The organism is Streptomyces sp. NPDC026522 (assembly GCF_055567555.1).
On record NZ_JBVHQF010000010.1, the window covers coordinates 180,589 to 200,359 of the forward strand.

18 protein-coding genes, 1 tRNA gene and 1 pseudogene are annotated in these 19,771 nt (G+C 71.4%); 9 read left to right on the forward strand and 11 right to left on the reverse strand.

Annotated features, from left to right (window positions below):
* Positions 1 to 78 precede the first annotated feature (78 nt).
* The 3 genes from ACZ4M3_RS25550 (at position 79) to ACZ4M3_RS25560 (ending at position 3,215) form a co-directional block, all read left to right on the forward strand.
* On the forward strand, positions 79 to 771 hold the full coding sequence (locus ACZ4M3_RS25550; protein ID WP_467736337.1) for a response regulator transcription factor: 693 nt from the start codon (positions 79 to 81) through the stop codon (positions 769 to 771).
* Positions 772 to 924: 153 nt separating this feature from the next.
* Complete coding sequence (gene galE, locus ACZ4M3_RS25555) at positions 925 to 1,884, forward strand: UDP-glucose 4-epimerase GalE (protein ID WP_467736339.1); 960 nt, start codon at positions 925 to 927, stop codon at positions 1,882 to 1,884.
* 557 nt (positions 1,885 to 2,441) lie between these two features.
* Complete coding sequence (locus ACZ4M3_RS25560; protein WP_467736341.1) at positions 2,442 to 3,215, forward strand: LuxR C-terminal-related transcriptional regulator; 774 nt, start codon at positions 2,442 to 2,444, stop codon at positions 3,213 to 3,215.
* On the opposite strand, the gene ACZ4M3_RS25565 is transcribed toward ACZ4M3_RS25560, so the two are convergent.
* Positions 3,174 to 3,671, reverse strand: a complete 498-nt coding sequence (locus ACZ4M3_RS25565; protein ID WP_467736343.1) for a MarR family winged helix-turn-helix transcriptional regulator — start codon at positions 3,669 to 3,671, stop codon at positions 3,174 to 3,176. The two genes, ACZ4M3_RS25560 and ACZ4M3_RS25565, sit on opposite strands and share 42 nt — an antisense overlap.
* A gap of 176 nt (positions 3,672 to 3,847) precedes the next feature.
* Here ACZ4M3_RS25565 and ACZ4M3_RS25570 point away from each other — a divergent pair, with 176 nt between their 5' ends.
* Together ACZ4M3_RS25570 and ACZ4M3_RS25575 are read left to right on the forward strand one after the other, a co-directional pair.
* Positions 3,848 to 4,705 (forward strand): trans-aconitate 2-methyltransferase, encoded by an 858-nt coding sequence (locus ACZ4M3_RS25570; RefSeq protein ID WP_467736345.1) that lies wholly within the window; start codon positions 3,848 to 3,850, stop codon positions 4,703 to 4,705.
* Position 4,706: 1 nt separating this feature from the next.
* The gene (locus ACZ4M3_RS25575) at positions 4,707 to 5,069 is read left to right on the forward strand and encodes a VOC family protein (RefSeq protein WP_467736347.1); all 363 of its coding nucleotides are present in this window, start codon (positions 4,707 to 4,709) and stop codon (positions 5,067 to 5,069) included.
* Between the two features lie 64 nt (positions 5,070 to 5,133).
* On the opposite strand, the gene ACZ4M3_RS25580 is transcribed toward ACZ4M3_RS25575, so the two are convergent.
* Positions 5,134 to 5,808 carry a TetR family transcriptional regulator gene (locus ACZ4M3_RS25580; protein WP_453352394.1) on the reverse strand — a complete coding sequence of 225 codons (675 nt, stop codon included), beginning with the start codon at positions 5,806 to 5,808 and terminating at the stop codon, positions 5,134 to 5,136.
* A complete protein-coding gene (locus ACZ4M3_RS25585) occupies positions 5,805 to 6,785 on the reverse strand; it encodes an acyl-CoA desaturase (protein ID WP_467736350.1) in 981 nt (326 codons plus the stop codon). The genes ACZ4M3_RS25580 and ACZ4M3_RS25585 overlap by 4 nt, the downstream gene beginning before the upstream one ends.
* Before the next feature lie 360 nt (positions 6,786 to 7,145).
* Here ACZ4M3_RS25585 and ppc point away from each other — a divergent pair, with 360 nt between their 5' ends.
* On the forward strand, positions 7,146 to 9,839 hold the full coding sequence (gene ppc / locus ACZ4M3_RS25590) for a phosphoenolpyruvate carboxylase (protein ID WP_467736554.1): 2,694 nt from the start codon (positions 7,146 to 7,148) through the stop codon (positions 9,837 to 9,839).
* Positions 9,840 to 9,900: 61 nt separating this feature from the next.
* On the opposite strand, the gene pth is transcribed toward ppc, so the two are convergent.
* From pth to ACZ4M3_RS25620, 6 genes are all read right to left on the reverse strand, one after another.
* Positions 9,901 to 10,491, reverse strand: a complete 591-nt coding sequence (pth, locus tag ACZ4M3_RS25595) for an aminoacyl-tRNA hydrolase (RefSeq protein ID WP_467736352.1) — start codon at positions 10,489 to 10,491, stop codon at positions 9,901 to 9,903.
* A 100-nt stretch (positions 10,492 to 10,591) separates the two neighbouring features.
* On the reverse strand, positions 10,592 to 11,176 hold the full coding sequence (locus ACZ4M3_RS25600; RefSeq protein ID WP_467736354.1) for a 50S ribosomal protein L25/general stress protein Ctc: 585 nt from the start codon (positions 11,174 to 11,176) through the stop codon (positions 10,592 to 10,594).
* A 217-nt stretch (positions 11,177 to 11,393) separates the two neighbouring features.
* Positions 11,394 to 12,371: a ribose-phosphate diphosphokinase gene (locus tag ACZ4M3_RS25605; protein ID WP_136213578.1), complete on the reverse strand. Its 978-nt coding sequence runs from the start codon at positions 12,369 to 12,371 to the stop codon at positions 11,394 to 11,396.
* 145 nt (positions 12,372 to 12,516) lie between these two features.
* Positions 12,517 to 13,965, reverse strand: a complete 1,449-nt coding sequence (glmU, locus tag ACZ4M3_RS25610; RefSeq protein WP_467736357.1) for a bifunctional UDP-N-acetylglucosamine diphosphorylase/glucosamine-1-phosphate N-acetyltransferase GlmU — start codon at positions 13,963 to 13,965, stop codon at positions 12,517 to 12,519.
* A gap of 109 nt (positions 13,966 to 14,074) precedes the next feature.
* A tRNA-Gln gene (locus ACZ4M3_RS25615) sits at positions 14,075 to 14,146 on the reverse strand.
* Between the two features lie 22 nt (positions 14,147 to 14,168).
* Entirely contained in the window at positions 14,169 to 14,486 is a 318-nt protein-coding gene (locus ACZ4M3_RS25620; RefSeq protein WP_467736359.1) for a hypothetical protein, read from the reverse strand.
* Positions 14,487 to 15,044: 558 nt separating this feature from the next.
* Between ACZ4M3_RS25620 and ACZ4M3_RS25625 the strand changes: the two genes are divergently transcribed.
* Positions 15,045 to 16,292, forward strand: coding sequence for a sensor histidine kinase (locus tag ACZ4M3_RS25625; protein ID WP_467736361.1), 1,248 nt, complete (start codon positions 15,045 to 15,047; stop codon positions 16,290 to 16,292).
* 3 nt (positions 16,293 to 16,295) lie between these two features.
* On the opposite strand, the gene ACZ4M3_RS25630 is transcribed toward ACZ4M3_RS25625, so the two are convergent.
* Positions 16,296 to 16,802: an SUKH-3 domain-containing protein gene (locus tag ACZ4M3_RS25630; RefSeq protein ID WP_467736363.1), complete on the reverse strand. Its 507-nt coding sequence runs from the start codon at positions 16,800 to 16,802 to the stop codon at positions 16,296 to 16,298.
* A 5-nt stretch (positions 16,803 to 16,807) separates the two neighbouring features.
* Positions 16,808 to 17,338, reverse strand: coding sequence for a YwqJ-related putative deaminase (locus ACZ4M3_RS25635; RefSeq protein ID WP_467736365.1), 531 nt, complete (start codon positions 17,336 to 17,338; stop codon positions 16,808 to 16,810).
* A 229-nt stretch (positions 17,339 to 17,567) separates the two neighbouring features.
* Between ACZ4M3_RS25635 and ACZ4M3_RS25640 the strand changes: the two genes are divergently transcribed.
* Positions 17,568 to 18,563 carry an SMI1/KNR4 family protein gene (locus tag ACZ4M3_RS25640; RefSeq protein WP_467736367.1) on the forward strand — a complete coding sequence of 332 codons (996 nt, stop codon included), beginning with the start codon at positions 17,568 to 17,570 and terminating at the stop codon, positions 18,561 to 18,563.
* 7 nt (positions 18,564 to 18,570) lie between these two features.
* Positions 18,571 to 19,771, forward strand: a pseudogene (locus tag ACZ4M3_RS25645) (SUKH-4 family immunity protein); the annotation flags it as partial.

Here is a 19,771-nt window from a genome sequence, read left to right on the forward strand (position 1 = left end):
CTTTCGCGCGGTAACCGGCACGCCCCGTCGAACAAGCGTGTAGCTTGCCGGGTCAGGAGGAACGGGGAGGGTGCCCTCATGGGCGTACGGGTCATGGTGGTCGACGAGCACCGCCTGCTGGCCGAGGCGCTCGCCTCGGCCCTCAAACTGCGCGGCCACCGGGTCCTCGCCGCCGCCGCGCCGGCCGCCGGCGCGGCTGAACTGGTCATCAGCCGCGCCCCCGAGGTGTGTCTCTTCGGTACCGCCACCCCGGCCGAGCCGGCCGTCTTCGAACCCGTCGTCCGGATCAGGCGCGAGCGCCCGCAGATCGCCGTCGTGGTCCTCGGCCCGGTGCCGAACCCGCGGGGGATCGCCGCCGCCTTCGCCGCGGGCGCCTGCGGGTACGTACGCCACGACGAGCGCATAGAGGGCGTGGAGCGGGCCCTGGCCAAGGCCCGGGCGGGGGAGGCCGCCATCTCCCCGCAGCTGCTGCAGGGCGCCTTCGCGGAGCTGCTGAACCCCGCCGCCCAGCCCGATGACGAGGGGAGCCGGCTGCTGCGGCTGCTCACCCCGCGCGAGGTGGAGGTACTGGTCCGGGTCGCGGAGGGCGAGGACACCCGGCTCATCGCGGCCGGCATGGCCATCGCGCCCAGTACCGCCCGCACGCACGTGCAGCGGGTCCTGATGAAGCTGGGCGTGGGCTCGCGGCTGGAGGCGGCCGCGCTGGCCGCCCGTACCGGCCTGCTGGACCGGGCGGCGCCGCCCGGCTGGCCGCCGGCCGCCCGGGACTGAGCGGGCCCGGTGCCGGGGAGGCGGTGCGGCGGTCCGCGTTCCGGGGGATTGCGGCAGGATGTCCCGGGCGGATTTCCCCGGAGGCGGGCGATCCGGTAAGCCGGAACCCAGCACGCGGTCGCGCGTGCGTTCCCACGCGAGAGGCAGCAGCAAGTGAGCAAGTACCTGGTCACGGGCGGCGCCGGATATGTGGGCAGCGTCGTCGCCGCCCATCTCCTGGAAGCCGGCCACGAGGTCACCGTCCTCGACGACCTGTCCACCGGCTTCCGGGAGGGCGCCCCCGCGGGCGCCACCCTGATCAACGGGCGGATCCAGGACGCCGCCGAGTACCTGGACCCCTCCTACGACGCCGTACTGCACTTCGCGGCCTCCTCGCAGGTCGGCGAGTCCGTCGTGAACCCCGGCAAGTACTGGGACAACAACGTCGGCGGCACCCTCGCCCTGCTGACCGCGATGCGCGGCGCGGGCGTGCGCAAGCTCGTCTTCTCCTCCACCGCCGCCACCTACGGCGAGCCCACCGAGGGCCTGCTGACGGAGACGTCGGTGACCGCGCCGACCAACCCCTACGGCGCCTCCAAGCTGGCCGTCGACCACATGATCGCGGGGGAGTGCGTGGCGCACGGCCTGGCCGCCGTTTCGCTGCGCTACTTCAACGTCGCGGGCGCCTACGGGGAGTTCGGCGAGCGGCACGACCCCGAGACGCACCTGATCCCGCTGGTCCTCCAGGTCGCACTCGGGCAGCGCGAGTCCATCTCGGTGTTCGGGGACGACTACCCGACGCCCGACGGCACCTGCGTCCGCGACTACATCCACGTCGCGGACCTCGCGCAGGCCCACCTGTCGGCGCTGCGCGTCGCCGCCCACGGCGAGCACCTGATCTGCAACCTCGGCAACGGCAACGGATTCTCGGTCCGCGAGGTCATCGAGACCGTCCGCAAGGTCACCGGGCGGGAGATCCCCGAGATCGTCGCCCCGCGCCGCGCGGGCGACCCGGCGGTCCTGGTCGCCTCCGCCCGCACGGCGCACGAGCGCCTCGGCTGGACCCCCACCCGCTCCGACCTCACCGGCATCGTGACCGACGCCTGGAACTTCGCGCGCCGCAACCACTCCTGACCGGCCGCACCCTGCTGTCCGGCCCGCACCCTGCTGTCCGGCCCGCACATTCCTGACCGGCCGGGGCGCTCCCGTCCGGCCCGGGTACTCCCGTCCGGCCAGGGCACCCGGGCCCGCGCCGACGCCGGCCGGTGGCGGGGGCGCGTGTCTTCTGGCCGTGCGCCGTGCGCGGGCGCTCTGCGCGGGCGCCCGGCGTGCGTACGCCGGGTGAACCGCGCCCCGTGCAACTGCGCGTGGCACGCCCCGGGCCCCGAACCGTCCGGCTGCCACCGCGCAGATGAAATCAAGCCACGCAGACGGCTGTTCGGGGCCCGGGTGCCGGAAAATCGCTCGAAAAACTTCTGCTATTCGGCCAACCGCCGGACCCCACCCGCTCTACGCTGATGCGTGACACCGGTGGGGGCCGGTGTTGATTCAGGGGTCGAGATACGCCGGGTACGGCGTCCGCTCCGGGGTAGTGCAGAGATGTCTCGGCGGCGGCCGCGGCTGCTGCGGATCAGCACCCGGTCCGGGCACCGTACCCGCCGTCGTCCGTTCCCCGACCCGTGGGGGTTTTCGTGGTTCGTATCCGGGTTCTCGTCGTCGACGATCACCGCATCTTCGCCGAATCTCTCGCGGCCGCGCTCGCGGCCGAGCCGGACGTGGACGTGTCCGCGGCCGGCAGTGCTCCCGCCGCCGTGCGCTGTCTCGAACGCGCGGCGGCCGAGGGCCGCCGCTTCGACGTCATGCTCGTGGACGCCGACCTGGGCGCCGCCGCGGGGACCGTGCCCGTCCAGCGCGCAGCCGGCTCCGGGCCACCGGCCGGGCCGCCCGGTGCGGACGGGATCGCGCTGGTCGCGAGCGTGCGCACGGGCCATCCCGGGGTGCGCACGGTGGTCCTCGCCGAACGTGACGACCCCCGCCGGGCCGCGCTCGCGCTCCAGGCGGGGGCTTCCGGCTGGGTCGCCAAGGACTGCTCGCTCTCGCGGCTGCTGGCCGTCATCCGCGGGGTCCTGCGGGAGGAGACGCACCTGCCGCCCGCCCTGCTGACCGGGGTGCTGCGGGAGCTCACCGCGGCCCGCAAGCACCGCACGGACAGCGAACGGCTGGTGGAGTCGCTGACGCCGCGCGAGCACGAGGTGCTGCGCTGCATGGTGGCCGGGCTGGGCCGCAAGGACGTGGCCGCGCGGCTGTTCCTGTCCCCGCACACGGTGCGCACCCACATGCAGAACGTCCTGGGCAAGCTCGGGGTGCACTCCACGCTCGCGGCGGTGGCGCTGGCCCGGCGGGCCGGGGTCCGGCCGGCGGAGCTAGCCGGGGATGTTGTCGAACGGAGCGGTCAGCCTGCGTAGCAGCGCGGCGAGGTCACCGCGCTGGCCCTGGGAGAGCTGGGCGAGGATGGCGCGTTCTTGCGCCAGCAGTCCGGCGAGGGACTGGTCGGCGCGGTCGCGGCCCTCGGCGGTCAGCCGGACCAGCACGCCGCGCCGGTCGCTGGGGTCGGGAAGCCGCTCCACCAGGCCTTTCTTGGCGAGCCGGTCGATGCGGTTGGTCATGGTGCCGGAGGTGACCAGGGTCTGGGTCAGCAGCTGGCCGGGGGAGAGCTGGTACGGGGCGCCGGCGCGGCGCAGCGAGGTGAGGACGTCGAACTCCCAGGGCTCCAGGCCGTGCTCGGAGAAGGCCAGCCTGCGGGCGCGGTCGAGGTGGCGGGCGAGCCGGCTCACCCGGCTCAGCACCTCGAGCGGTTCAACGTCGAGGTCAGGGCGCTCTCGCCGCCATGCCGCGACCAGTCGGTCGACCTCGTCCTCCATGCCGATCAGTGTAAGGGGTCTGTCGACGTGAAGTCTCTTCAATTCGAGGATCTTGGGTGCTGGATATCTCGATCTCGTGTATCTTGATGTCAAGATATATATTCGGCCAGGATGGGAATGGAGGGGGCCGGACGGCTTCCGCTTCCAACCGCCCCACCAGCAGGGAGGCTTCGCATATGCATTCCGATACCGCCGCGGCCCCGACGCCCGTCGCCACCGCTCCCGTGGCGCCGGTCTGGGACCCCCAGCAATACCTCCGGCACGCCGGGCACCGCACCCGCCCCTTTCTCGACCTGCTGACCCGGATACCGGAGCTCCCCACCTCCCCCGCCCGCATCGCCGACCTCGGCTGCGGCCCCGGCAACGTCACCGCGCTGCTCGCCGACCGCTGGCCCGAAGCCCGGATCACCGGCTTCGACCTCTCCCCGGAGATGCTCCGCCGCGCGTCCCAGGACCACGCCGGGCCCACCCCCGGCGGCGGACACCTCGACTTCGCACCGGCCGACCTCGCCGACTGGCACCCGGAGGAGTCCTACGACCTGATCGTCTCCAACGCCGCCCTCCAGTGGGTGCCCAACCACCCCGGCTCCTTCGCCGCCTGGATCACCGCACTACGGCCCGGCGGCACCTTCGCCTTCCAGATCCCCGGCAACTTCACCGCGCCGAGCCACCGGATGCTCGCCGACCTCTGCGACACCCCCCGCTGGCGCGACCGCCTCGCCGGGCACGGCGCGCGATACGTCCACATCCTCGAACCCGCCGAATACCTCGCCCGGTTCACCGAACTCGGCTGCGCGGTCGACGTCTGGGAAACCACCTACCACCAGCTGCTGGCCGGCCCCGACCCCGTACTCGAATGGGTCAAGGGCACCGCCCTGCGCCCCGTCCTGACCGAACTCGGCGACGACAAGGAGGCCGTCGACGCCTTCCTCGCCGAATACCGCGAAGCCCTGCGCGGCGCCTACCCGCCCGGCCCCCGCGGCACGGTCTTCCCCTTCCGCCGCATCTTCGCCGTCGCCCGCAAGGAGGCCTGAGGTGCTCACCGCACTCGACCACATCCAACTCGCCGCCCCACCGGGCTCGGAACACCTCCTGCGCGGCTACTACACCGACACCCTAGGCATGACCGAGCTGCCCAAACCGCCCGCCCTCGCCGCCCGCGGCGGCTGCTGGTTCGCCGCCGGACCCGTACAGCTCCACGTCGGGATCGAAGAGGACTTCCGGCCCGCCCGCAAAGCCCACCCGGGCCTGCGCGTCACCGGGATCGAGGCCTACGCCCGCCGGCTCGCCGAGCACGGGGCCGACGTCCACTGGGACGCCGACCTGCCCGGACACAAGCGGTTCTACTCCCACGACTCCGTCGGCAACCGCCTCGAATTCCTCGAACCCACCCCCTGACGACGCACCGGCGCCCCGCCACCGGAATTCCGGTGACGGGGCGCCGTGCGCGCTCGCGCGGGAGTCAGCTCTTGCGGTGGCCCACCAGGCGGGGGCGGGCCTCCAGGTTCTCCAGGCCGTGCCAGGCCAGGTTCACCAGGTGCGCCGCCACCTCCGCCTTCTTCGGGCGGCGCGTCTCCAGCCACCACTGGCCCGTCAGCGCCACCATCCCGACCAGCGCCTGCGCGTACAGCGGCGCCAGCTTCGGATCGAAACCCCGGGCCTTGAACTCCAGGCCCAGGATGTCCTCCACCTGAGTGGCGATGTCACTGATCAGCGACGCGAACGTACCCGTCGACTGCGCCACCGGCGAATCCCGCACCAGGATCCGGAAGCCGTCCGTATAACTCTCGATGTAGTCCAGCAGCGCGAAAGCCGCCTGCTCCAGCAGCTCCCGCGGGTGCCCGGCCGTCAGGGCACCCGTCACGCCGTCCAGCAGCTGGCGCATCTCGCGGTCCACGACCACCGCGTACAGGCCCTCCTTGCCGCCGAAGTGCTCGTACACCACCGGCTTCGACACCCCGGCCTTGGCCGCGATCTCCTCCACCGACGTGCCCTCGAAGCCCTTCTCGGCGAACAGCGCCCGGCCGATGTCCAGCAGCTGCTGACGCCGCTCCGCACCCGTCATCCGCACCCGGCGGCCACGCCGGGGCTTGTCACCGCTGGAACTGCTGCCGTCGATCGCCACGTCCCCCATCATGCCGCGTTCGAAGACATTTCCCTGCGCCGGGCATCGATCCGGGAATCCGACGGCCACCGCACGTCAGAGGCCCACCCCAGCCGCTCGAACCAGCGGATCAGCCGCGCGCTGGAGTCGACCTGGCCGCGCAGCACACCGTGCCGCGCCGACGTCGGATCGGCGTGGTGCAGGTTGTGCCAGGACTCGCCGCACGAGAGCACCGCCAGCCACCACACGTTCCCCGACCGGTCCCGCGACTTGAACGGACGCTTGCCCACCGCGTGGCAGATCGAGTTGATCGACCACGTCACGTGGTGCAGCAGCGCGACCCGCACCAGCGAACCCCAGAAGAACGCCGTGAAGGCCCCCCACCACGACATCGTCACCAGACCCCCGACGAGCGGCGGGATCGCGAGCGACACCACCGTCCAGAGCGCGAAGTCCCGGGAGATCCGCCGGATCGCCGGATCCTTGATCAGGTCCGGCGCGTACTTCTGCTGGTTCGTCTGCTCCTCATCGAACAACCAGCCGATGTGCGCCCACCACAATCCCTTCATCAGCGCCGGAACCGTCTCACCGAACCGCCACGGCGAATGCGGGTCACCCTCGTGGTCCGAGTACTTGTGGTGCTTGCGGTGATCCGCCACCCACCTCACCAGCGGCCCCTCCACCGCCATCGAACCCATCACGGCCAGGGCGATCCGCAGCGGCCGCTTCGCCTTGAACGAACCGTGCGTGAAGTAGCGGTGGAAGCCGATCGTGATCCCGTGGCACGCCAGGAAGTACATGAACACCATCAGGGCCACGTCCAGCCAGCTCACCCCCCAGCCCCAGGCCAGCGGAAGGGCCCCGAGCAGTGCCACGAACGGGACGGTGATGAACAGCAGCAGCGCGATCTGCTCGACAGAGCGCTTGTTCTCGCCGCCGCGCGTCGCGGACGGCTCACTAGATTCCGACGGCGCCGATGCGCCCCCGGTCAGGTCGTCGGTGATGGTCACAGTGGATCCCCTGGGGGGTGAGGAGACGTGGGGGCACGTGATCACGGACCCTACGGTCCCGTAACCTACGGCAACGTAAGTATGGCAAAGTCGGCGCCCGCGGCAAGAGGACGCCCGCGCTGCCGTCACACGAGCACCGGACACCTATCCTGGTCACGTCGGACAGCGCGGTCCGCACGGGCAGCCCGAGCTGCGCAGCGGCCCCGCCGCGCCCGCCCCGGGAGCCCACCGCCCAGTAGCGCTCGAACACTGCAAGGAGCCGCACCTGTGAGCAGTGCTGACCAGGCCGCCCAGGCCCCCGTCACCCAGGCCCCGGCCACCAAGGCCACCCTCACGCAGGCCGCCGCCGCCAACGCGGAACTGCGCGCCGACATCCGCCGCCTCGGCGACCTCCTCGGCGAGACCCTCGTACGCCAGGAAGGCCAGGACCTCCTCGACCTCGTCGAACGCGTCCGCGCCCTCACCCGCACGGACGGCGAAGCCGCCGCCCGGCTCCTCGGCGACACCGACCTGGAAACCGCCGCCAAGCTCGTCCGCGCCTTCTCCACCTACTTCCACCTCGCCAACGTCACCGAACAGGTACACCGCGGCAAGGAACTGCGCGCCCACCGGGCCGCCGAAGGCGGCCTCCTCGCCCGCACCGCCGACATGCTAAAGGACGCCGACCCCGCCCACCTGCGCGAAACGGTCAAGAACCTCAACGTCCGGCCCGTCTTCACCGCCCACCCCACCGAGGCCGCCCGCCGCAGCGTCCTGAACAAGCTGCGCCGCATCGCCGCCCTCCTCGAAGAACCCGCCACCGGCGCCGGCGAACGCCGCCGCCACGACCTGCGGCTCGCCGAGAACATCGACCTCGTGTGGCAGACCGACGAACTGCGCGTCGTCCGTCCCGAACCCGCCGACGAAGCCCGCAACGCCATCTACTACCTCGACGAGCTGCACGCCGGCGCCGTCGGGGACGTACTCGAAGACCTCGCCGCGGAACTCCAGCGCGTCGGCGTGGAGCTGCCCCCCGGCACCCGCCCCCTCACCTTCGGCACCTGGATCGGCGGCGACCGCGACGGCAACCCCAACGTCACCCCCGACGTCACCCGCGACGTCCTGATCCTCCAGCACGAACACGGCATCACGGACGCCCTCGCCGCCATCGACGAGCTGCGCGGCCTGCTGTCCAACTCCATCCGCTACACCGGGGCCACCGAGGAACTCCTCAGCTCCCTCCAGGCCGACCTCGAACGCCTGCCCGAGATCAGCCCCCGCTACAAGCGGCTCAACGCGGAGGAGCCCTACCGCCTCAAGGCCACCTGCGTCCGCCAGAAGCTCCTCAACACCCGCGAACGCCTGGCCCACGGCACCCCCCACCAGGACGGCCGCGACTACCTCGGCACCGCAGAACTCCTCGCCGACCTCACCCTCATCCAGAACTCCCTGCGCGACCACCGCGCCGCCCTCTTCGCCGACGGCCGCATGGACCGCACCATCCGCACCCTCGCCGCCTTCGGCCTCCAGCTCGCCACCATGGACGTCCGCGAACACGCCGACGCCCACCACCACGCCCTCGGCCAGCTCTTCGACCGCCTCGGCGAGGAATCCTGGCGCTACGCCGACATGCCCCGCGACTACCGCGGCAAGCTGCTCGCCAAGGAGCTCCGCTCCCGGCGCCCCCTGGCCCCCACCCCCGCGCCCCTCGACGCGGCGGGCGCCAAGACCCTCGGCGTCTTCTTCGCCATCAAGGACGCCTTCGAGAAGTTCGGCCCCGAAGTCATCGAGTCCTACATCATCTCGATGTGCCAGGGCGCCGACGACGTCTTCGCCGCCGCCGTCCTCGCCCGCGAAGCCGGCCTCATCGACCTGCACGCCGGCTGGGCCAAGATCGGCATCGTCCCGCTCCTGGAAACCACCGACGAGCTCAAGGCCGCCGACGTCATCCTCGACGCGATGCTCGCCGACCCCTCCTACCGCCGCCTCGTCTCCCTGCGCGGCGACGTCCAGGAGGTCATGCTCGGCTACTCCGACTCCTCCAAGTTCGGCGGCATCACCACCAGCCAGTGGGAGATCCACCGCGCCCAGCGCCGCCTGCGCGACGTCGCCCACCGCTACGGCGTCCGCCTGCGCCTCTTCCACGGCCGCGGCGGCACCGTCGGCCGCGGCGGCGGCCCCTCCCACGACGCGATCCTCGCCCAGCCCTGGGGCACCCTCGAAGGCGAGATCAAGGTCACCGAACAGGGCGAGGTCATCTCCGACAAGTACCTCGTCCCGTCCCTCGCCCGCGAAAACCTCGAACTCACCGTCGCGGCGACCCTCCAGGCTTCCGCCCTGCACACCGCCCCCCGCCAGTCCCACGACGACCTCGCCCGCTGGGACGCGGCCATGGACACCGTCTCCGACGCCGCCCACGCCGCCTACCGCGCCCTCGTCGAGGACCCCGACCTCCCCGCCTACTTCTTCGCCGCCACCCCCGTCGACCAGCTCGCCGACCTCCACCTCGGCTCCCGGCCCTCCCGCCGCCCCGACTCCGGCGCCGGCCTCGACGGCCTCCGCGCCATCCCCTGGGTCTTCGGCTGGACCCAGTCCCGCCAGATCGTCCCCGGCTGGTACGGCGTCGGCTCCGGCCTCAAGGCCCTGCGCGAAGCCGGCCAGGACGACGCCCTCGCCGAGATGGGCGAACGCTGGCACTTCTTCCGCAACTTCCTGTCCAACGTCGAGATGACCCTCGCCAAGACGGACCTGCGGATCGCCCGCCACTACGTCGACACCCTCGTGCCCGACCACCTCAAGCACGTCTTCGACCGCATCGAAGCCGAACACGAACTCACGGTCCGCGAAGTCCTGCGCATCACCGGCGGCCGGCAGCTCCTCGACTCCCACCCCGTCCTCCAGCAGACCTTCGCCGTCCGCGACGCCTACCTCGACCCCATCTCCTACCTCCAGGTCTCCCTCCTCGCCCGCCAGCGCGCCGCCGCCGAACGCGGCGAAGAAGCCGACCCGCTCCTCGCCCGCGCCCTCCTCCTCACCGTCAACGGCGTAGCCGCCGGCCTGCGCAACACCGGCTGACCGGCCCACGGCCAACGCAAAAGGGGGTCCCCGACCGGGGACCCCCTTTCCGTACCGCCCGCTACGCGTTGTACGCCGACTGCGCCCGCTCCAGACCCTCCTGGATCAGGCACTCCACCGCATCCGCCGACCGGTCCACGAACCAGTCCAGCTCCTTGCGCTCCGCCGACGAGAAGTCCTTCAACACGAAGTCCGCCACCTGCATCCGGCCCGGCGGCCGCCCGATCCCGCACCGCACCCGGTGGTAGTCCGGCCCCATGGCCTTCGTCATCGACTTCAGCCCGTTGTGCCCGTTGTCCCCGCCGCCCAGCTTCAACCGCAGCGTCGGATAGTCGATGTCCAGCTCGTCGTGCACGGCGACGATCCGCTCCAGCGGCACCTTGTAGAAGTCCCGCAACGCCGCCACCGGGCCGCCCGACAGGTTCATGAACGACATCGGCTTGGCCAGCACCACCCGCCGGTTCGCCGGACCCGGAGGACCCATCCGGCCCTCCACCACCTGCGCCCGCGCCTTGTGCGCCTTGAACTTCCCGCGCATCCGCTCCGCCAGCAGGTCCACCACCATGAACCCGATGTTGTGGCGGTTGCCCGCGTACTCCGCCCCGGGATTCCCGAGACCGACGATCAGCCAGGGCGCCGCGTCGTCCGACATCAAAAAGCTCCTTAACGAAGACGACCGCCGTCCCGCTCCAGTGGAGCCGGACGGCGGTCGTTCAGCAAGTGCTGCGAATGCTGAGGGGGAGAGGCGTGACTCAGGCCTCGGTGCCCTCGGCAGCCTCGGCGGCCGGCTCCTCGGCCTGCGGGGCGACGACCTGCAGGACGGCGACGTCACCGTCGATGGCCAGCGTGGTGCCCTTCGGCAGGACCAGGTCGGAGGCGTGAATGGTGGCGCCGGCCTCCAGGCCCGCGATGGAGACGGTGACCTCGGTCGGGATGTGCGTGGCCTCGGCCTCGACGGAGACCGTGTTCTGGAGGGTCTCCAGCATGTTGCCACCGGCGGCCAGCTCGCCCTCGGTGACGATCGCGACGTCGACGGTGACCTTCTCGCCCTTCTTGACGATCAGGAAGTCGACGTGCGAGATCGAGCGCTTCAGCGGGTGCTTCTGCACGGCCTTCGGGATGACCAGCTCGGTGCCGCCGTCCTTGATGTCCAGGGAGATCAGGACGTTCGGGGTACGCAGCGCCAGCTGAAGGGCGTGGGCGTCGACGTTGACGTGCTTCGGGTCGGTGCCGTGGCCGTAGATGACGGCGGGGGTCAGGGCGTCACGACGCGCCTGACGGGCAGCGCCCTTGCCGAAGTCGGTGCGGGACTCGGCGGAAAGCTTGACCTCGGACATGCTCACTCCTCGTGGGGTGACGGAAAAAGGACGACAGTCACCCGGCCGGAACGGCCTGCTACGAAGAGCGCGTCGATAACGGAGCATCCGCACCCGAAAAACAGGTACGGCCTCCCTCGCCGAGCAACTCGAAGAGTCTACCCGGCCGGAGGCCGTACCCAAAAAGGATCAGTGGCGGCGACCGCCGCCGCCGCTACCGCAGCTCTTGCCGCTGCTCCTACTGCTGCTCTTCGAACAGGCTCGTGACCGAACCGTCCTCGAACACCTCGCGCACCGCACGCGCGATCATCGGCGCGATCGACAGCACCGTGATCTTGTCCAGCTCCAGGTCGGACGGGTCCGGCAGGGTGTTCGTGAACACGAACTCACTGACCTTCGAGTTCTTCAGCCGGTCAGCGGCCGGACCCGACAGGATGCCGTGCGTCGCCGTCACGATCACGTCCTCCGCACCGTGCGCGAACAGCGCGTCGGCCGCGGCGCAGATCGTGCCACCCGTGTCGATCATGTCGTCCACCAGGACACAGACCCGGCCCTTGACCTCACCCACGACCTCGTGGACGGTCACCTGGTTCGCCACGTCCTTGTCACGACGCTTGTGCACGATCGCCAGCGGCGCGTCCAGCCGGTCGCACCAGCGGTCCGCCACCCGCACCCGACCCGCGTCCGGGGACACGATCGTCAGCTTCGACCGGTCCACCTTCGCGCCCACGTAGTCCGCGAGGACCGTCAGCGCCGACAGGTGGTCCACCGGACCGTCGAAGAAGCCCTGGATCTGGTCCGTGTGCAGGTCCACCGTCAGGATCCGGTCCGCACCGGCCGTCTTCAGCAGATCGGCCACCAGACGCGCCGAGATCGGCTCGCGCCCCTTGTGCTTCTTGTCCTGCCGGGCGTACCCGTACGACGGCACGATCACCGTGATGGAACGCGCCGACGCACGCTTCAACGCGTCGATCATGATCAGCTGTTCCATGATCCACTTATTGATCGGAGCCGTGTGGCTCTGGATCAGGAAGCAGTCCGCACCGCGAGCCGACTCCTGGAAACGAACGTAGATCTCACCGTTCGCGAAGTCGAAAGCCTTCGTCGGCACCAGAGCGACGCCCAGCTGGTGCGCGACCTCCTCGGCCAGCTCGGGGTGGGCGCGGCCGGAGAAGAGCATCAGCTTCTTCTCGCCGGTCGTCTTGATCCCGGTCACAGCACAGTCTCCTCAGACGTGTTGAAAGCTGCTCGCCCCCGTGTGCGTCCGTCCCGCACACGGTGAGCCAGCCGAATTGCGTGCACCTATCACGGTACGCCGTCGCGGGCGCACCTGTTTCCGGTCAGTTCACCCGGACAACCGCTCAACGCGGCCCCGAGTCCTCCCCGACCGGCGACTCCGCCGCCGCAGCAGCGGCGCTCCCCGGACGCTTGCGGGCCACCCAGCCCTCGATATTCCGCTGCTGGCCACGGGCCACGGCCAGCGCACCGGCCGGCACGTCCTTCGTGATCACCGACCCGGCCGCCGTGTACGCGCCGTCCCCGACCGTGACGGGAGCCACAAACATGTTGTCCGACCCCGTCTTGCAGTGTGAACCGATCGTCGTGTGGTGCTTGTGCTCACCGTCGTAGTTCACGAACACGCTCGCCGCACCGATGTTGGTGTACTCGCCGATCGTCGCGTCCCCCACGTACGACAGGTGCGGCACCTTCGTACCCTCGCCGATCGTCGCGTTCTTCATCTCCACGTACGTACCGGCCTTGGCCTTCGCGCCGAGCACCGTCCCCGGCCGCAGGTACGCGAACGGACCCACGCTCGCCGACTCCCCGATCACCGCGGAGTCCGCCACCGTGTTGTCGACCCGCGCCCCGGCACCGACCCGGGTGTCCGTCAGCCGGGTGTTCGGACCGACCTCGGCCCCCTCCCCGACGTGCGTGCCGCCCAACAGCTGCGTACCCGGGTGGATCAGCGCGTCCTGCCCGAACGTCACCGACACGTCCACGAACGTGCTCGCCGGATCCACCACCGTCACGCCCGCCAGCATCGCCCGCTCCAGCAGCCGCGCGTTCAGCAGCGCACGCGCCTCCGCCAGCTGCACCCGGTTGTTGATCCCGAGGATCTGCCGGTGGTCCGCGCCCACGGCCGCACCGACCCGGTGGCCGGACTCGCGCAGGATGCCGAGGACGTCGGTGAGGTACTCCTCGCCCTGGCTGTTGTCGGTGCGCACCTTGCCGAGCGCCTCGCTCAGCAGCGCCCCGTCGAAGGCGAAGACGCCGGAGTTGATCTCGCGGATCGCCCGCTCGGCGTCGGTGGCGTCCTTGTGTTCGACGATGGCCGTCACGGCGCCGGTCGCGGCGTCGCGGACGATCCGCCCGTAGCCGGTGGAGTCCGGCACCTCGGCGGTCAGCACGGTGACGGCGTTGCCGTCGGCCCCGTGCGTGGCGACCAGGGCGGCGAGGGTCTCGCCGGTCAGCAGCGGGGTGTCGCCGCAGACGACCACCACGGTCCCGGTGATCTCGCCGCCGAGCTCTTCGAGGGCCATCCGGACGGCGTGCCCGGTGCCGTTCTGCTCGTACTGGACGGCGGTACGGACACCCGCGTCGATCTCGGCGAGGTGCGCGGCGACCTGCTCGCGGGCGTGGCCGACGACGACCACGAGGTGCGCGGGGTCCAGCTCGCGCGCGGCGGCGACTACGTGACCGACGAGCGAGCGCCCGCCGATCTCGTGCAGAACCTTGGGAGTGGCCGACTTCATGCGGGTGCCTTCACCCGCTGCGAGTACGACGACGGCTGCCGGGCGGGTTGCGCTCACGGGGGTGCCCTTCGGCTTCGGGGGTGGACCCGTGCAGGATACCGGTGGCCCGGCCCCCGGAAACGAGGCCGGGTCCCGACCGCGGCGGTCAGGACCCGAACTTGTAAAGCTCCCCCGCCAGGACTCGAACCCGGACATAAGGCACCAAAAGCCTCAGTGCTGCCAATTACACCACAGGGGAACATTTACGACTAAACCGGACATTACGCCCTCATGGTCAAGTCGACGGCATCTACTATGCCGCACCAGGCGCCCTCAATGCGACGGTACAAATCGGAGCCCTCGAGAACGCGCACCGAGAGGCAGCCACGGTACGTGCCGCCCGTGTTCTTGCGGCTGGTGAGGGGGTTGTGCCGCTTCAGCGTGGTCTTGCCGAAGTGGGATGCGTCGAGGCCGACGACGTCGGTCCAGTATTGCTCCGCCATGGCTGCGTCGGCGGATTCGTGGATCTGCAGCGTGAACCGCAGGCGGTCGTCGTGCACGCCGAGAAGGTGCAGCCACGCCAGGAACGTCCTGATCATGCCCGGTCGCTGTTCACGAAGCTGATCTGCGGTTGCGGCCTGTGGGGCTTGGTATTGCCCCCTCGGCCCGGTAGAGGCCGACGCCCAGCAGGAACGGTTCCCTGTCGGCGAGGCTCCGACCTCCTCCTGTGCCGCCAGGCAAGTTTTTTTTCGTATCCCGCCTGGCGGCGCAAGTGGGCCTCTTTGCGTCCCTGTTGCGCCCGCACCATGTCGGGGCCGGCGGGGCGCACCTTCCGGACGGGCTTCGGGAGGTCGCGGACCCAGAGGGAGACGGAGCTCTTCGAGCGGCCCGGCTCGATCTGGATCTGGTCGTAGGTGAGGCCCTGGAGGCGGAGTTCGCGGGCCTTCGCGCGGAGGGATTCGTAGGTGGTGGCGCCCGTGCGGAGGCCGCCGGTGCCGTCGCCGGGGCGACGTCGGATTCGGTCAGGTCGCCAATGTCGTCCGGAATACGGGATTCAGGTCTCGATGGGCGGGACATTCAGTCGTACGTGCGATTACTGGCGGTTTACCGGAAAATCCCGCCGGGGCGTGGTGGGGGTGCTGCGTACGCTGGACGGCATGACCAGTACGGGGGAAGAGCAAGGCCGCGCTGGGCCGCCTTTGTGGTGGGAGCGGCGGCGGGACGTCGTGGCGGACGTGGGGATCGGGGCGGTGTCCGCCCTGGAGTGCGCTTGGGAAGGGGTGGGGTTCGCCCGCGAGGCCGGCGTGCCGGTGGTGCTCGGGGTGGTGTTCGGGTTCGTGGTGGGGGCCACGCTCGTGCTGCGGCGCCGGTGGCCGGTGGCCGTGGTGCTGGTGGCGATCGCGGTGACGCCGGCGGTGATGGGGTTCCTGCTGGGCGTGGTGGGGCTGTACACGCTGGCCGCGTGCGAGGTGCCCCGGCGGGTCACGGCGATCCTGACGTCGATGTCGCTCGTCGCGACGCTGGTGGTGATGTACCTGCGGACCGACGACGAGACGGGGGTGACGCCGACCCTGGTGATCTCGCTGTCCGTCTTCGTGGCGGTGGCGCTGACCGTGCCGCCGGTGCTGCTCGGCATGTACGTCGGCGCGCGGCGCCGGCTGATGGAGAGCCTGCACGAGCGGGCGGATTCGCTGGAGCGCGAGTTGTCGCTGCTGGCGGACCGGGCCGAGGAGCGGGCCGAGTGGGCACGTACGGAGGAGCGGACGCGGATCGCGCGGGAGATGCACGACGTGGTGGCGCACCGGGTGTCGTTGATGGTGGTGCACGCGGCGGCGGTGCAGGCGGTGGCGGCGAAGGATCCCGTGACGGCGGCGCGGAACGCGGCGCTGGTGGGGGACATGGGCCGGCAGGCGTTGACGGAGCTGCGGGAAATGCTGGGGGTGTTGCGGGCGGAGGTGCCGAGACCGGTGGAGCGGGTGCCGTCGGTGTTGGTGCCGGCTGTGGAGGAGGGGCCGTCGCTGGCGGAGCTGGAGGTGCTGGTGGGGCAGTCCCGGGCGGCGGGGATGGTGGTGGAGCTCGACGTGCGGGGGCAGCGGCCGGGGTACGCGGCGGAGGTGGAGCAGACGGCGTACCGGGTGGTGCAGGAGGCGTTGACCAACTGCCACAAGCATGCGCCGGGTGCGGAGGTGGTGGTGCGGCTGGCTCATCGGGAGGGTGAGGTGGCCATGCAGGTGGAGAACGGGCCGGGTGACGGTGAGGCGGGCGGGGCCGGTCTGCCGAGCGGGGGGAACGGTCTGGTGGGGATGCGGGAGCGGGTGCTGGGGCTGGGCGGGGTGTTCGTGGCGGGGCCGACGGACTCGGGTGGTTTCCGGGTGTCGGCCGTGCTGCCGTGCGTGCGCGGGTAGGGGTCAGCCGGTGGTGAGGCGGGTGGGCTGGAGGCCGGTGAGGAGGAGGGTGAGGGCTTCGTCGAGGGATGCGCCGAGGTACCAGTCGCCGGTGTGGTCGATGGCGTAGACCCGGCCTTCGCGGTCGATGGCGAGGTGGGAGCCGGTGTCGGTGTCGATGCCGAGGGGGCTGAGTTCGCTGGAGAGGGCGCGGCCGAGGTCGGCGAAGGTGCGGGCGAGGTGCAGCCCGGTGAGGGGGTCGAGGTGGACGGGGGTGGGGGCTATCTGCCGGCCCGGTCCGGGGGCGGTGACGGTGAGGCCGCCGAATTCGGCCCAGGCTTCGACGGCGGCCGGGAAGACGGTGTGGCGGTGCCCGGCGGGGGTGGTGTGGTCGCGCAGGGCGTCGGCCCAGTATTCGGCCTGCTTGATGTCCCAGCGCCCGGGTTCCCAGCCGGCGGTGCGCAGGGCGGTGTCGATGGGGGTGGGGAAGCGGGTGGCTGAGGAGCGGTCGTAGGACGCGGAGGTGGTCATGGCGGCTACTCGGAGTGGGTGAGGTCGACGGGGCGTACGCCGAAGTGGGCGAGGAGGGCCTGGCAGGAGCGGCAGGGGGGTGCGTAGGTGCCGTGGAGGGGGTCGCCGTCTTCGCGGATGTGCCGGGCGGTGATCTTGGCGTGTTTCAGGGAGCGGCGGGCTTCGCTCGCGCTGAGGGGTTTGCGGGAGGCGCGTTTGCTGCGGGCGGCTTCGGTGGTGGTGATGTGGCGGGAGAGGAGTATGGCTTCGGGGCAGCGGCCGGTGAAGCGTTCGCGCTGGCTGCTGGTGAGGGTGTCGAGGTAGTCCTGGACCAGGGGGTGCAGGGCGGGGGGCTGGTCGGCTTTGCCGGCGGTTCCGGTGAGGGTTTCGCCGCGTACGGAGAGGGCCGCGGCGATGGTGGGGAGGATGCCGTCGCGGCGGAAGCGGAGTACGGGGACGGGGTGGCCGTCGGTGGTGCTCCAGCGCAGGCGGGGGTCGCCGGTGGTGCCGGTGGCTGCCGGTTCGGCGTGGTCCGCGCGTGTTGCCGTGTGCTGCATGGTCGCTCTTCCCTCCCGTGGCGGCGGTGGTGGCCGCTGTCGCGCACGCCCCCGTGCTGAGGGGACAGCCTGTCAAATGTCCCGTGTGGTGTGGAAGCGGGGTCGAATTTTCGTATCAATTCGGATGTTGCGGGTTGTGCGGCTGGTGGGGGGCCGGTAGGCGGATGCGGCTCTTGCCGGAGCACATAGGCTGTGGTGAACCAGCCAGATCCAGCAGGGGGCTACCGCCATGACGACAGGTCGGCTCGGGCAGCAGGCCCCGCCACCCAACGCCGCTTATTCGGGGCAGGTCGTGCACTTTCCGGACCCGGTCCGGGCTGCCCGGCATCCGCACGGTGTCCGGATGAGTGGTGCGGGGCATCCCGATTTCTCTCCGTACGCGCGGGCGGCGGTGGAGATCGCGGAGCCGCCGGAGGGTTTCGGGGTGGACGAGCTGCGGCTGACGGACTACGTGTCCGCGAACGCGGCGATGCGGGCGGTGGGTCACGAGTTGTGGGACACGGTGGGTGCGGTGGCGACTCCGCACGGCTGGACGTGGCACCACGTGGCGGGCTCGCGCCGGCTGGAGCTCGTACCGGTCGAGGTGAAGGCGTTGCTGCGGCACCATGCGGGGCTGGCGACGGCGCCGGTGGATCACGACAAGCGTGGTACGCGGCCCTTGCAGGAGGTGCGTCCGGCGCACTTGGAGCTGCCGAAGTCGGTGGTTTCGGTGTCGGAGCGGCAGGTTCAGGGTGTTGAGGAGGACCTCGGGTACCGGCTGCCGGAGGCGTACCGGTCGTTCCTGAAGGCGGCCGGGGGTTGTGCGCCGACGGGTGCGGGGCTGGACGTGGAGCTGGGTCTGTTGGTGGACCAGCCGTTCTTCACGGTGCGTGAGGAGGCGGCGGTCAACGACCTGGTGTACGTGAACAAGTGTCTGCGGGACCATCTGACGAAGGACTACCTGTGCGTGGCCTTCGCGCAGGGCGGGTTGCTCGCGGTGAAGGTGAAGGGGGAGGGGATCGGCTCCGTGTGGTTCTCTCCGTACGACGACGCACGGGACCGGGACGGCTGGTCCGTGCAGGAGCGCGTGGAGCGGCTGTTGCTGCCGTGCGGTGCTGATTTCGACGCCTTTCTGGAGCGGCTGGCGGGCAATCCGCCGGAGTTGGAGACGGTGGCCGGTCTGATGGTGGACGGCGGATTCGCGCGCTCGGTTCCCGTGGCGGGTGCCGCCGCGGTGGAGGGGTGACGGCGCGGTGGTGACGTTTGCGCAGGCGCAGGAGCGCGCCGAGGAGTGGATCAACGGGGATGTGCCCGCGTATCAGCACCGTGAGGTGCGGGTGCGGGAGTTCGGGCTCGGCTTCGTGGTGTGGTCGGAGGACCGGGCCGGGGTTGCGGTGTCCGGTGGTGGGCGGCAGCGGCTGGTCATCGCGCGGGACAGCGGTGAGGTGACGTTGTGGCCGGGGTTGCCGGTGGGTGAGGTGATCCGCCGGTACGAGGAGGAGTACGGGGCGGGGCCGACGGCGGTGGCGGAGGCTTCGGTGCCGTCGCCGCGGATCGACTCGGAGCAGACGTCGTTCATGCTGAGTCCGCCGGAGTGGTTGCAGGAGGCGGCGGACCGGGCGGGGATCGCCCCGGTGGGGGCGGACTCCTCGGGGGGCGGTGGTGCCGGTGCGGCCGGTGCGGCCGGTGCGGCCGGTGGTTCCGGGGTTCCGGCCGGTTCGTCCGGTGCGGTGGTGGTTCCGGATGCTCCGGCCGCTTCGTCGGGCGCGGAGCCGTCCCGGCGCGGGGGCGAGGTGCCGTACGAGCCGACCGCCAATGACGGGGTTCCGGCGGGGGCGACGCCCTGGGCGGGCACGGATGTGAACTCCGGCGCGGACGAGCCGTCCGTGCCGCTGCCGGCGACGGTGTTCGCGCCGCCGCTGTCGGGCTCGGACCTGGAGGACGGCGCCTCGGCGCCCGCTTCGGGGGTGGCTCCGGAGGCGAAGACGACGCTGATGTCCGGGGGCAGCCGGCTGCCGCGGACCGCCATAGCGCCGGCCTTGGGGGACGGGGCCGCGGACATCGCGGACGCGCCGACGAGCAGGGCGCGGGTGTCACGGCCGGGGGTTTCCGAGGCAGCGGCCGGTGCGCCGGCCGATGTGCCGTCCGCGCCTCCTGCGCCTCCCGCGCTGCCGGGGGCTTCTGGTGCGCCGGGTGGTGGGCTTGATCACGCTGCGACGATGTTGGCCGGTCCTGCTGTGGTGGGGCCGCCGGTTCCGCCGGGGCCGCCGCCGGGTCCTGGTGTGCCTCCGGGTCCGCCCGGGGTTCCCGGTGCTGGTGGTGGGCCGGGTGGCGGTCTCGATCATGCCGCGACGATGCTGGCCGGTCCTGCTGTGGTGGGGCCGCCGGTTCCGCCGGGGCCGCCGCCGGGTCCTGGTGTGCCTCCGGGTCCGCCCGGGGTTCCCGGTGCTGGTG

Bases quoted from the DNA above. Each gene is read 5' to 3' on its own strand.
- ACZ4M3_RS25550 (WP_467736337.1), top strand. From the start codon at position 79: ATGGGCGTACGGGTCATGGTGGTCGACGAGCACCGCCTGCTGGCCGAG.
- ACZ4M3_RS25565 (WP_467736343.1), bottom strand. From the start codon at position 3,671: ATGGAGGACGAGGTCGACCGACTGGTCGCGGCATGGCGGCGAGAGCGC.
- ACZ4M3_RS25570 (WP_467736345.1), top strand. From the start codon at position 3,848: ATGCATTCCGATACCGCCGCGGCCCCGACGCCCGTCGCCACCGCTCCC.
- ACZ4M3_RS25580 (WP_453352394.1), bottom strand. From the start codon at position 5,808: ATGATGGGGGACGTGGCGATCGACGGCAGCAGTTCCAGCGGTGACAAG.
- pth (WP_467736352.1), bottom strand. From the start codon at position 10,491: ATGTCGGACGACGCGGCGCCCTGGCTGATCGTCGGTCTCGGGAATCCC.
- ACZ4M3_RS25600 (WP_467736354.1), bottom strand. From the start codon at position 11,176: ATGTCCGAGGTCAAGCTTTCCGCCGAGTCCCGCACCGACTTCGGCAAG.
- ACZ4M3_RS25620 (WP_467736359.1), bottom strand. From the start codon at position 14,486: ATGATCAGGACGTTCCTGGCGTGGCTGCACCTTCTCGGCGTGCACGAC.
- ACZ4M3_RS25625 (WP_467736361.1), top strand. From the start codon at position 15,045: ATGACCAGTACGGGGGAAGAGCAAGGCCGCGCTGGGCCGCCTTTGTGG.
- ACZ4M3_RS25630 (WP_467736363.1), bottom strand. From the start codon at position 16,802: ATGACCACCTCCGCGTCCTACGACCGCTCCTCAGCCACCCGCTTCCCC.
- ACZ4M3_RS25635 (WP_467736365.1), bottom strand. From the start codon at position 17,338: ATGCAGCACACGGCAACACGCGCGGACCACGCCGAACCGGCAGCCACC.
- ACZ4M3_RS25640 (WP_467736367.1), top strand. From the start codon at position 17,568: ATGACGACAGGTCGGCTCGGGCAGCAGGCCCCGCCACCCAACGCCGCT.